This window comes from Haloterrigena salina JCM 13891, assembly GCF_000337495.1.
In the GTDB taxonomy this organism is placed as follows: Archaea; Halobacteriota; Halobacteria; order Halobacteriales; family Natrialbaceae; genus Haloterrigena; species Haloterrigena salina.
In genome coordinates, this window is the sequence record NZ_AOIS01000003.1 from 116,831 (window position 1) to 129,611 (window position 12,781).

Genomic DNA, 12,781 nt, shown 5'->3' on the forward strand with positions numbered 1-12,781 from the left:
GGAGATATGGAAATTTTCGTCACGCTACCGAAGGGAGAACTCCGAGACGACTTCTTCCCGAACGAGGTCCGCCACCGACTCGAGTCGCTTGGCTCGGTTTCCTGGAATCCGTCGACCGACGACCTCTCGGAGGACGCTCTCCGCGAGCGCATCGACGGCGTCGACGTCCTGGTCACGGGGTGGGGTAGTCCGCAAATTACGGCCGACGTCCTCGAGGCGGCCGACGACCTGCAACTGATCGCCCACACCGGCGGGAGCGTCGGAACGCTCGTCTCCGAGGCGGTCTACGACGCGGGGATCCGCGTCGTGAGCGCCAACGACGTGATGGCTGACTATACGGCGGAACACACGTTCGGCTCGATCGTCGCGAAACTGCGGGCCGTTCCGGAACTCGACGCGTCGATGAAAGCGGGCGAGTTCGGCGCCGGCGACGTCGACATTCGGACGCTCTACGGGAAAGACGTCGGGCTCGTCGGACTGGGAACCATCGGTCGGAAACTGCTCGACCACATGGCCTCGTTCGACGTGTCCGCCAGTGTCTACGATCCCTACGTAGACGCGGAAGAGCTAGCGGAGTACCCGTTCGCGACGCTGACGGATCTGGAGACGGCGCTGGACTCAGCGGTCGTTTCCGTTCACGCGGCGCGGACCGAAGAGACGATCGGCATGCTGGACGCGGATCGCCTGGCGCAGATTCCCGACGGTGCACTGTTCGTCAACACCGCGCGCGCCGAGATCGTCGACGAAGCGGCGCTCGTGGCGGAACTGCGGTCGGGTCGACTCTCCGGCGTCTTCGACGTCTATCATCGGGAGCCGCTTCCCGCCGACCACGAACTCCGAGCACTCGATAACGTCTTGCTCACTCCGCACGTCGGCGGCTCTCAGATCCGCGGACCGCTAACCGAGGCCGTCATCGACGACATCGAGCGGTTCGAGCGGGACCAATCGCTCGAACACGAGATCCCGAGGCGACAGTGGAAGACGATGACTCGATAAGACAGACGTAACGACCGATTCCTCTCGGCCGGAATCGTCGAGTCGACACGTCTCACGCGTTCGGTCGGAGACGAGTTCGGCTCGAGCGGCACCGCTCTCGGCGTTCGCCACCGACGAAAAAAGACGACGACTAGGAGTAGTCAGGAGATCCCGCGCTTCAGGACTGGGTTCGGCGCGCTCCGACGGACACGCCCGAGCCGCCGTCCGGTGATACCGGAAATTTCGCTGCTATCAGTGGACGCTCTTCGGACGAATATTACAGACGTACAACTGTAAACACCGACTGCTCTACCGACGGAGTGTCGTTCTACCGACCGAATTATAGCGGGAGAAGCGTTCGGAAGCGAAGTTCACTGCTGTCCGGCAGCACCGGACGGCCGTGATAAACGCTATCACGGGGAAGGTCACCAGAGCGAGTCGACGATCGCGCCAATCGTCGATTCCGCCGAGAAGATGATCGGTATGACGTTCCGAAAGCGACCGGTTCACACGATCCGCCGTGCCCGTCAGATCATTCGATACACCTCGTCCATCCACTGATCGGCGTCGTCGTCGAGAATGATCCCGTCCATTTCCTCGTCCCAGCGGGCCTGTGCGTCGCTCGTCTCCATCACGTTTCGAATCGCGTCCGGATCGTCGAGTTCCATGAACCCGAAGACGTGTCCGTCCGACTCGAAGACACTGTAGGTCTCGAGCCCGGCGTCGGAGTCGAGATACGTCTCCTCGAGCCACGTCGGGACGTCCTCGTGAGCCTCGCGGTACGCCTCGCGCTGTCCGTCAGCGAGTTCCAGATGGAATGCAATGCGTGCCATACGGGAGACGAATCGAGCGGGAGTCCCATAGCTATTCCCCCGACTCTCGACCACTCGAGCGGTACTCGCCGATATCGGATAGCCGGCAGTACCGGATGCCTCTCGGACGCGCCCAGGACGGACCGACGGCGGCGGAGGAACAGCGAACCGCTACAAAAACGAGACCGGGATCGGCGATCGACGGCTGCAACGCGGCGCTACCTGAACTGCGGCATCACTTCGTCGGCGAACAGTTCCATCCCGCCGGTGTCGGGGAAGTCGACGAACCAGCACTGGAACTTCGTGACGCCGGCGTCGATCCGCCGCTGGATGCCTTCGGCACACTCCTCGGGCGTGCCCATGAGGAAGTAGTCGCTGGCGATCTCCTCGGTCGTGATGTCGGCCTGGTCGACGTACTCCTCCTCGAACTGGATCGGAATCATCAGGTCGAGCAGGCGCTCGTACTTCTCGGGGTCGCGCGTACAGATGACGTGGCCGTCCCAAGAGTACTCGATCTCGTCCGGATCGCGGCCGACCGTCTCGCAGTGGTCCTCGATGACGTCGATCTTGTGCGCTACGGTCTCCGCCCTCCCGCTGAACACGTCCGTGTTCCAGACGTCGGCGTGTTTCGCGACGAGTTTGAGCGTCACGTCTTCGCCCTGTCCGCCGACGAGGATCGGCGGATGCGGATCCTGTATCGGACCGGGCTCGCAGTAGGCGCCGTCGATCTCGTAGTGGTCGCCCGCGAAGTAGGCGCCGTCGCCCGAATCGTCTGTCCACATCTCCTTCATCAAACGGATGCTCTCGTCCAAGCGCATCAGTCGCTCGAAGCCGTCGTGGTACTCCCAGCCGTAGGCCTCGTACTCGGGTTCGTGCCAGCCGGCGCCGAGCCCGAGCTCGAGCCGGCCGCCGGAGATCACGTCCAGCGTCGCCGCCATCTTCGCGACGAGCGCGGGGTTGCGGTAGTCGTTACAGAGGACAAGCGAGCCGAGGTTGATCTCGTCGGTGAGCCCCGCCAGCGCGGACAGCAGCGTCCAGCACTCGTACTCGGCGTGATCACGGCCGAGCATGAGGTGGTCGGGCGCCCAGGCGGCGTCGAAGCCGAGTTCCTCGGCCTTCAGGACGCCCTCCTTCGTGGTCTCCCAGTCGAGTCGTTCGTAACACGGCGTGTCGCGGTGGGAGGGATCCGTTCCCGACTCCGGCGCGCCCGCGAACACCGGCACGTTGTACTCGAATGTGACGTCAGTCATGGCTCACTCGACGGCGAAGTGTTCCAGCGCCTCGCGGTTCAGCTGGGTACTGATACCGGGTTCCTCGGGGAGCGGAATCGACCCGCCCTCGGGCGAGGGCGGGTTCTCGAAGATCACGTCGGCGTAGGTCGACTCCTTCTCCTCCTGCTGTTCCTGGAACCACTCCGGGGTCGGGAAGTACTCCGCCATGGGCATGTTCGTGTGCGCCGCGATGGCGTGCAGCGTCGGATTCGTGCCGGCGTGGGGAATCACGGGCACGTCGTGGACTTCGGCCATGTCAGCCACCTTCATCATCTCGGTGATCCCGCCGACGCGGCCCACGTCGGGCTGGAGAATGTCGACGGCCTCCGCTTCGAGGAGGTCCTCGTGCCCCCAGCGGGTGAACTCGTGCTCGCCGCCCGAAATCGGCATCGGCGCGGCCTCACGAACCTCGGCGTAGCCGTCGATGTCGTCGGCGATGACCGGCTCTTCGACCCACGCCATGTCGTACGGCTCGAGGCGGTCGAGCATTTTCTTCGCGTACCGAACCGACCAGCCCATGTAGGCGTCGGCCGCGATCTCGAGTTCGTCGCCGACGGCGTCGCGGACCGTCTCGACGACTTTCTCGTTCTCTTTCATTCCCGAGCGGCCGGCCTCCGGTCCGTGGGGGAAGCGCAGTTTCACCGCGTCGAAGCCGGCCTCGGCGTACTCCTGGGCCTCGCGCTCGAGTGTCTCCATGTCGACGGGGTGGAGGTTCGACGCGTAGGCGGGGATCTCGTCTTTGGTGGGGCCGCCGAGCAGTTCGTACACCGGCTTGCCGGCCTCCTTGCCCGCGATGTCCCACAGGGCTTGATCGACCGCGCTGATCGCCATGACGGCGACGCCCTTCCGACCGAAGGGCAGCGTCGCTCGGTACAGTTGCTCCCAGAGTTTCTCGCGCTGCGTGGGATCCTCGCCCACCACGATCTTCGAGAGCGTCTCCTCGACGACGGTGGCGATGGCGCCGGTACCCCAGTTCCCGACGCCGACGCCGGTGATGCCGGCGTCCGTCTCGACCTCGACGACGACGTCGCCCACGGGACCCATCCACTTGCGGCGGGCCTGGGGGTTCTCGCCGTCGACGTTCCGGTACTCCTCGTACTTCGACATGATCGTGACGAGGGGGAACTCGATAAACTCGCCCCACGACTCGTTGCTGATCTTGGTCGCGTTGATGTCTGTGATCTCCATGGTAGTCGAACCCAATAGACTCGTATCGAGATGTGGGAAACAACCATATAAGTGTTCGCGATGTCGATCGAACGCCCGGCAGCGAGCGGTCGACGAACCGGTCGACCGCTCAGAAGCGGTCCGCGCGACGGAGCAACACGAGACCGACGAGCACGTAGATCGTCCCGCTGATGAGGTTCATCGACGTGGGACTCCACGGAGCGTCCGACGGCATGTCGGCGAACAGCGGCGTCACGAGGACCAGGACGCCCATGATCAGGATGATCGCACCCGCGTACAGGTCGATCGGGAGGTCGTACTCGTCGGTTCCGGACCCCGGCTGCTCCCGCGGGTCATCGATCGGTTCGTCTTGCGTCTGCGTGAGTGAGTCGTCTGACATGGTGTTACGCTTGGAAGATGATGATCGCGGAACCGAGTAACGCGAACGCGACGCCGATCGTTACGACGGCGATTCGCTTCACTCGCGGGGTCAGAGTGGCGGAATCCCCGGTAAGCGACGATTCGACGAAGTTGGTCGGCGATTCGTGGGCTTTCGGGGTCGTCAGGAGGCTGACGGTCACGACGATTCCGATTACGAGGAGGAACGCGTACAGCGAGCGAGAGTACAACGCCTCGTGTCCGAGCGCGAACCCCATGTAGACGCTGACCGCCAACCCGATCGCGATACCGAGTATCGCACCCGTGCTCGTCGAACCGTCCCAGAGACCACCGACGATCGCCACGGCGGCGAACGTCGGCATGATCGTCGCGAGAATCGACTGCGCGACGAGGTACATCGAGTCCTCCATCGAGAACAGGTACGCGACGCCGATACAGGCGACCATGAAGACGATCCCCGCGATCCGACCGACCCGAACGTAGTGGGACGGCTTCCGGTCCGACGCCACGTAGCGACGGTAGATCCGTTCCGTGAACAGCGTCTGGAAGTTGTTGAGTTGCGAGTCGACGCTCGAGAGGACGCCCGCGATCAGGCCGACGACGACGACGCCGTACAGACCCGGCGGCATGACGTCGCTGATGAGCATCGGCATCGCGTGATCCGCGACCTCGAGGTTCGGATAGCGGACGGCGGCGACGAGCCCCGGGACGAGGATGAAAAGCGGGACGAGGATCGCGTACCAGATGCTCGTGTACAGGTAGCCGATCTGCGCGGATTCCGGATCTTCGGCGGAGAGCGGTCGCTGGAGGACCTGCGATTCGGCGCTCCAGTAGGAGATCGCCGACGCGAGAAAGCCGAAGTACAGCAGGAACACCGCGATCGGGCCGCCGACCGGGAATTCGGCTGCCAGCGGGTGATCCGACGGCGTCATCGACGCCTGGTGCGTCGCCAGCCCGTCGATCAGGCCGGAGATGCCCCCCACCATGTACAGCGAAACCGGGAGCAGGAGGATCAGCGGAACGAACATGAGGACGAACTGGATGGTGTCCGAGCCGGCGACGGCGCCGAATCCGCCGAGGATCGTGTAGGCCGTTCCGACGACGATGATCGCGCCCATCGAGAGCCAGAGATTCCATCCGAGGAGCGTGTTCAGAACGAGCGAGCCGGCGTAGATGTACAGCCCCATGTTGACGAACATCCAGACGAACGTCCAGATGAAGTCGTACGCGTCGCCGACCGGTCTCGAGAAGCGTCGCGTGAGCCACTCGCCCAGCGAGAACGCCTGTATCTGCCTGATGAACGGAATGATCGCGACGGTCGCGAGGACGATGGCGATCGCGTTCGTAATTGGGCCCAGCAGGACGATGATCCCGTACGCGTACGCGAACCCGGCGAGTCCGAGGAAGTCGTTCGCGTTCAGATTGGTCGCGACGGTCGAGAACGCCTGTACCGACGGCGGAAGCGACCGGTCCGCGAGGAACGTGCTCGCGGAGTCAGCGGTGTTCCGACGCATGTACGCGCCGAACACGACCAACCCGACGATAAACACGCAGATGGCGATCCATTCGGTGAGGACGAGCGTCTGTCCGCCGATACCCTGGAGCGGATAGGGGCCCACAGTGGTAAGTGCAATCATCGTACATACCGACGATCGACGCGCGTTGCATTAAATATTTACGTTAATAATTATATAATAAGTGCAATCGCTTGCCGGAAGATCGCTCGGAAGGTCGCGCCGTAGCGACGAGTCGGCGCTAGCGAACCGCGAACTCGTACGTGCCGGATCCGAGTTCGACGACGAGGGAATCACCGTCTTCGCGAACCGACTCGATCCCCGCGGTCTCCTCGGCGGATAGCGACGATCCAGACTCGGCCACGTCGGCCTCGGCGGCGTCCGGCAAGCGAACGGTTGCGTCCGTGTTCCAGGGAATGGTGACGGACAGTTCGTACGACCCGGCGTCGGCGTCGCGGCGCCACTCGGTCGCTAACTCGCCGTTGCGCGTCTCGAGACTGGCCGTGACCCACGAGAGATCGTCGACGAGCGCGGGAGCGACGGTCACGCGGTCGGTGACGGGGCGGTCGCCGATCCGAACGCCCGCGAGTACTTCGTAGAAGAACTCCGAGACGTGGGTGAACGGTGAGTGATTGAAGGAGTTCATCCCGTCGCCGACGCGGTCGTCGCTGTCCCAGCGTTCCCACATGGTCGTCGCCCCGTTACGAGCCATGTACACCCAGCCGGGTCGGTCGGGCTGGCTGACGACGTCGTACGCGACGTCCGCGTGACCGTGTGCGGTGAGCGTGTGGAGGAGCGGCCTGGTCCCGAGGAATCCCGTTTTGAGCGTGCGACCGTCGGCTTCGACCTTCTCGACGAGGTTGGCCACCACTGACTCGACCCTCGAGTCGGGAACCAGACCGAGAAAGAGCGGAACCGCGTACGACGACTGGGTTCCCGGCCCGTACGCGGCCTCGTCGGCATCGAAGAATCGCTCGTTGAACGCGTCCGCGATCCGATCGGCTCGATTTCGATACGCGTCCGCGTCCGCGTCGTTCTCCAGGACGGCGGCGATCTTCGCGAACGTATCCGTGACCTGGTAGAGGAATGCCGTGTTGTACAGGTCGTGTGGGAGACCGCGTCGGTCGTCCACGTTCTCGAAGGCGAGCCAATCGCCGAACTTCCCGTAGTCGTCCGTCAGAATGCCGTCCTCCGCGACCGAGAGCCAGTACTCGACGTAGTCTCGCATCCCTTCGTACTGCTCTTGAAGGAGGCGCTCGTTCCCGTCGTGGCGGTAGAGATACCAGGGGATCATCACCCTCGTGATCGACCACGTCGGATCGGCGGGATCCTCGCTCGCCTTGTTCGGAATCACGTCCGGAACGTAGCCCATCTCCGAGGCGACGTCGTCGTGATCGCGGGCCCACTTCTCGTCGAATCGGGCGGCGTCGAAGTTGAACAGGAGCGACCGCGTGGAGATGTGGGCGTCACCCGTCCACCCGAACCGTTCGTCGCGCTGCGGACAGTCCTCGGGAACGGAGTGCGTGTTGCCGCGAAGCCCCCACACGGCGTTGTGTTGGACCCGATCGAGATCCTCGTTCGAACACGAAAAGGTTCCGCGACGGTCCATCGCGGTGTGGACGACCTTCGCTGTGACGAGGTCCGGATCGAACCCGCCCGGATAGCCCGTGATCTGCGCGTACCGGAAGCCGTGGTAGGTGAATCGCGGCTCGTACCGCTCTCCGTCGGCGCCGGCGGCGACGTAGACGTCCGTCGCGTCCGCGCTCCGAAGGTCGGTCGTCGACAGCTCCCCGTCTTCGGTGAGCCGTTCGGCGTGGCGAAGGGTGATCTCGTCGCCCTCGTCCGGATCCCGGATCTCGATCTCGAGCCAGCCGGTCAGGTTCTGGCCGAAGTCGAGGATCGGGCCGTCTGGATGCTCGTGAATCTCCGCCACGTCGAACGTCTCGACGATGCGCATCGGTTCGACGCGCTGCGGTCGAAGCGCCCCGCCGGGATCGGCGACGACGGATGCGGGATCCCAGTCCCTGTCGTCGAACCCGGGCGAACGCCACCCGTCCTCGGACAGTCGAGCGTCGAACAGTTCGCCGTCGTAGATGTCGTTCTCCCGGATCGGACTCGCCGTCGCCCGCCAGTCACCGTCGGTCGCGATCGTCCGCGTCGAGCCGTCTTCGAACGTCGCAGTCAGTACGAGCCGGGCGCGCGGAGAGCCGTCGGGAACCCAGTAGGCACCCCCCTTCGAGAACCAGCCGCGACCGAGCCACACGCCGATCGCGTTCTCGCCGACCGCGACCCGGTCGGTCAGATCGTAACTCGAGTAGCAGACGCGCTTCTCGTAGTCCGTCCAGGCGGGATTCAGCCGGTGATCGCAGACCCGTTCGCCGTTGACGTGGAGTTCGCCGTAGCCGACGGCGGCGAGGTGGGCGCGGACCGATTCGACCGGTTCCTCGAGAGCGAACTCCGTCCGCAGCAGTGGCGACGTCGCCGCGAGTTCGGACGCGACGCGCCCGTTCGCGAGGTGATCGCGGCCCCACGCGTCGGTTTCGACGGACGACGAGGCCTCGACCGGTCGTCCGCGAGCCAGGTCTTCGTTCCCGTTTCGCACCTCGAGCGCCGCCAACGCGAAACACTGCCAGGCGTCGACGCGTTCGGTCCGCCGACCCGCACTCTGGGCGTGAGACGACTCCTCGGCGAGCGGTTCGAACGCGAAGCGGTCCGTCGCGGTGACCCGCACGTACCGGCCGTCGGCCTCGAATCCGTCGTGCGTGCGGACGGGTTCCGTCTCCTCGGGGACGTCATCCGGGGGCTCGCCGTCGGCTTCGTCGGACGCGTCGACCTCGAGGACGGTCGTCGAGGATTCGAATCGCGGATCGTCCGCGACCTCGATCCGATAGGCGTTCGGAAAGCCGAAGCCGTCGAGCGGGTTGTCGAACCAGGATCTCGTGACCGCCACGTCGTCCGGCGTTCGAACGACGGTGACCGGCGACGACGGGTGAAGATCGACGGCCGTGATCCGTCGGCTGGAGCCGAGGTCCACCTGGACCCACTCTTCGACCGATTCGTCCGCGCTCCGCCACCGGCTTCGCCACCCGTTGGTGTCTCCCGCTCCCGGCTGGTGGGTTATCCATTCGCCACACCACCGCTCGGGGCGCAGCGCCGTGACGAAAGCAGACGGGTCCGCCCAATCGGTTTCACCCTCGTCGGTCCAGAGTTTCACCGACCAGTGATACCGCGTGTCGGAACCGAGGTCGGGACCGTCGTATGGAACGTTCGTCGACAGCGACGATTCGACGCGGCCGGAGTCCCAGAGCGAGCCCCGACCGGAGCCGACCGCACTCCTGTCGTGACCGACCACGATCCGATACGCGGTCTGGCGAGTTCCGCGAGCATCGGTCGAAACGCGCCACGAGAACCGAGGCGGTTCCGTCGGGTCGACGTTCGTCGGGGCCGGTTCGTACTCGACTCGAAGATCCGTCGGGCGACGGTCACCCGCGGTATCGGCTACCGAAGACATGACTCCGATGTCACCGGTTCCGCCCGTAAATGTTTGCCCGAGCCCTCGAGAGACGGCGGTACAGCGTGACAGTTCCACGCGTTCGTAATCGAGGGGAACGGTGGGTCGGCTGGTACCGCCCGCAATCAGTCGACGGCCGGTCGATTGCACCTAAAGTTATATATGTGAGAGTCCCCCACGTATTGATAGCTCGACCAGAGCGAGGTAACCCTAGATGAAGGCCATAGTACATACCGGTCCCAGAGCCATCGAGATCCGCGAGCGCGAGAAGGCCGTCCCCGACGACGACGAGGTGCTCGTTCGCGTTCACTCGGCGGGACTCTGTGGTAGCGACGCGCACGCGTACAAGTACGAAGACGGCTACGAGTGGATTCCGATTCCCCGAACCATGGGCCACGAGTACTCCGGCGAGGTCGTCGAAGTCGGCGACGACGTCACCGACTTCGCGGTCGGCGACCACGTCGTCGAGGAGCCGATCCACGACTGCGGCTCGTGTTTTCAGTGCAAGAACGGGCAGCCGAACGTCTGCCAGAACTTCGAGATCACGGGCATGCACAACGACGGCGCGTACACCGAGTACACGACGGTCCGGCCGCGAGATTTGCACCTGATTCCCGAGGACGTACCGCTCGGCCACGCGAGCATCACCGAGCCGCTCAGCATCGCGACGCGGGCGGTGTTCGATCAGTCCGCGGTGACACCGGGCGATACCGTCCTCGTCGAAGGGCCCGGCCCGATCGGCGTGCTCGTCGCGGCCGTCGCGGACTCGCTGGGCGCCGACGTCGTCGTCTCTGGACTGGGCAAGGACACCACGTACCGGCTGCCGCTGGTCGAAGACCTCGGGATCGAGACGATCGATATCGAGGCGACTGATCTCGAAGCAATCGTCGACGAGCGGACCGACGGCGTCGGCTTCGACGCGGTGTTCGATACGACCGGTCACTCGAGCGGCGTCGAGATGGCCATCGACCACGTCCGGAAGGGCGGACAGGTCGTCGTCGTCGGTCTCCCCGGCTCCCCCAGCGAAGTGTTCATGACGCCGGTCGTCCGCGGCGAGGTCGACGTGAACACCTCCTACGGCTCGACCTGGCGGAACTTCGAACAGGCCATTCGACTCCTCTCGGCCGGCGCGATCGACGCCGACGCGATCATCGATCGCTCGTTCAGCGTCGACGAGCCGACCGCCGCGTTCGAGGCGTTCCTCGAGTCGGAGACGTGCAAGCCGGTCTTCTCGTTTGCGGACAGCTGAGCGATCGCCTCTCCTGCAGGTGCGCCCGCTTACCGGCGCATCGGCCGTCATCGACGGCGTCCGACCAGCCTAACGGCACCGTCTCTCCGCTCACGGAATTACAAGTCGAATCTTTGATATTGATGACTCGAGGACGGTGCGTATGGTTCAGCTCACGGATCCCGACGGTGCGATCACGGTCGACGTGGACCCGAACGGAACGTTACGCGTCGACCGATCCGGAGAGACGGTTTTCGAACCGTCGCCCTACGGGCTTCCGACGCCGTACGGCTCGTTTCCCGAGGAGTTCGAGCTCGACGACGTGCGAACCCGGACGATCGACGACTCGTACGAACTCGTTCACGGGAAACGGTCGAGTCCGCGCCACCGAGCGGTCGAGAAGACGCTCTCGTTCGAGGGCGACGGCGGCTCGGTGGAGCTCCAGATCCGCGCCGCGGACGACGGAATCGCGTACCGATACCGGTTGCGAGGCGAGCGGGACGAGTATCTCCACCCGGGCGACGAGTCCGGCTTTCGGTTCCCGCCGGGCGCCGTCGCGTGGCTCTCCGACTACCAGGCCAACCACGAGGGACACAGCCGGCAGATCCCGGTAACAGCCGTCGACGGAGAGTACAATCTCCCCGGCCTCTTTCACGTTGACGACACCTGGGCGCTCGTCTGCGAGGCCGGCGTCGACGGCGACTGGATGGCCGGCCGACTCGTCGGGACGCGCGACGACGCGCCGGGCGTCGACATCGGATTTCCCGAGTCCCATCCGACGTCACACGTGTGGGCCAACGACCCCGCGACGACGCCGTGGCGCGTCGCGATCATCGGCGACCTCGCGACCGTGGTCGAGTCGACGCTCCCGACCGACCTCGTCGACGGGCCGCGGATCGACGGCGACTGGGTCGAACCAGGCCGCGTCGCGTGGTCGTGGTGGTCGAGCGGCTCGAGCGTCCGGTCGCTCGAGGAGGAGCGTGCGTACGTCGACTACGCCGCGGAGCGAGGGTGGGAGTACGTGTTGGTCGACGCCGGCTGGGACGACGAGTGGCTCCCCGACCTCGTCGCGTACGCGAACGACACCGGCATCGACGTCGAACTCTGGTCGCACTTCATCGACCTGAACACGGAGTCCAAGCGCGAGGAGCGCCTCTCGAGGTGGGCCGAGTGGGGCGTCGCCGGCGTCAAGGTCGACTTCATGGACAGCGACGACCAGGGGCGGATGCAGTTCTACGACGACCTCGCTCGCGACGCCGCCGAACACGAACTGACCGTGAACTTCCACGGGTCGGCCGTCCCGACGGGACTCCGTCGGCGCTGGCCCCACGTCATGACCTACGAGGGCGTTCGCGGCGCCGAGTACTACAAGTGGACGACGAATACGCCCGAACACAACGCGACGCTCCCCTTCACCCGCAACGTCGTCGGTCCGATGGACTACACGCCCGTGACGTTCTCCGCCGATCGGCGCGCGACGTCGGCGGGCCACGAACTCGCGCTGTCGGTCGTCTACGAGTCCGGACTTCAGCACTACGCCGACGGCATCGAGATCTACGAGTCGTACCCGATCGCAGAGCGCGTCCTCGAGGCCGTGCCGGCGGCCTGGGACGAGACGAGGTTCCTCCGCGGCCGACCCGGATCGGAGGCCACGTTCGCGCGACGGGCGGGCGACGACTGGTTCGTCGGCTCGATCACCGCCGGTCCGGCGGGTTCGATCGAGGTTCCGCTCTCGTTTCTCGACGGGAAGACGACGGCCGTCATCGCGACCGACGCCGACGAGGAACACGGCCTCGAGGAGTACGAACGCACAGTCTCGCCGGACGAATCGCTTCGCGTGTCGGTCGCGGAGAACGGCGGCTTCGTCGTCCGGCTCTGAGGCCGACCGTCGGGGACCGCTCTCC

At 65.1% G+C, this 12,781-nt stretch carries 9 protein-coding genes; 3 read left to right on the plus strand and 6 right to left on the minus strand.

Features of this window, described 5'->3' with window-relative positions:
* The first annotated feature begins 6 nt into the window (after positions 1-6).
* Positions 7-996: a hydroxyacid dehydrogenase gene (locus C477_RS00470; RefSeq protein ID WP_008892450.1), complete on the plus strand. Its 990-nt coding sequence runs from the start codon at positions 7-9 to the stop codon at positions 994-996.
* A gap of 506 nt (positions 997-1,502) precedes the next feature.
* Here the strand turns inward: C477_RS00470 and C477_RS00475 are convergent.
* From C477_RS00475 to C477_RS00500, 6 genes are all read right to left on the minus strand, one after another.
* Positions 1,503-1,808 carry an L-rhamnose mutarotase gene (locus C477_RS00475; protein WP_008892451.1) on the minus strand — a complete coding sequence of 102 codons (306 nt, stop codon included), beginning with the start codon at positions 1,806-1,808 and terminating at the stop codon, positions 1,503-1,505.
* Between the two features lie 197 nt (positions 1,809-2,005).
* Positions 2,006-3,037 carry an LLM class flavin-dependent oxidoreductase gene (locus C477_RS00480; RefSeq protein ID WP_008892452.1) on the minus strand — a complete coding sequence of 344 codons (1,032 nt, stop codon included), beginning with the start codon at positions 3,035-3,037 and terminating at the stop codon, positions 2,006-2,008.
* Positions 3,038-3,040: 3 nt separating this feature from the next.
* Positions 3,041-4,246 (minus strand): L-rhamnonate dehydratase, encoded by a 1,206-nt coding sequence (gene rhcD, locus C477_RS00485; protein ID WP_008892453.1) that lies wholly within the window; start codon positions 4,244-4,246, stop codon positions 3,041-3,043.
* 109 nt (positions 4,247-4,355) lie between these two features.
* Positions 4,356-4,625, minus strand: coding sequence for a hypothetical protein (locus tag C477_RS00490; RefSeq protein WP_008892454.1), 270 nt, complete (start codon positions 4,623-4,625; stop codon positions 4,356-4,358).
* Between the two features lie 4 nt (positions 4,626-4,629).
* Positions 4,630-6,261: a sodium:solute symporter family transporter gene (locus tag C477_RS00495; RefSeq protein ID WP_083870217.1), complete on the minus strand. Its 1,632-nt coding sequence runs from the start codon at positions 6,259-6,261 to the stop codon at positions 4,630-4,632.
* 118 nt (positions 6,262-6,379) lie between these two features.
* Positions 6,380-9,649 (minus strand): family 78 glycoside hydrolase catalytic domain, encoded by a 3,270-nt coding sequence (locus C477_RS00500; protein WP_008892456.1) that lies wholly within the window; start codon positions 9,647-9,649, stop codon positions 6,380-6,382.
* 214 nt (positions 9,650-9,863) lie between these two features.
* Here C477_RS00500 and C477_RS00505 point away from each other — a divergent pair, with 214 nt between their 5' ends.
* On the plus strand, positions 9,864-10,898 hold the full coding sequence (locus C477_RS00505; RefSeq protein ID WP_008892457.1) for a zinc-dependent alcohol dehydrogenase: 1,035 nt from the start codon (positions 9,864-9,866) through the stop codon (positions 10,896-10,898).
* 142 nt (positions 10,899-11,040) lie between these two features.
* Entirely contained in the window at positions 11,041-12,756 is a 1,716-nt protein-coding gene (locus C477_RS00510) for a glycoside hydrolase family 97 protein (protein ID WP_008892458.1), read from the plus strand.
* The last annotated feature ends 25 nt before the right edge of the window (positions 12,757-12,781 follow it).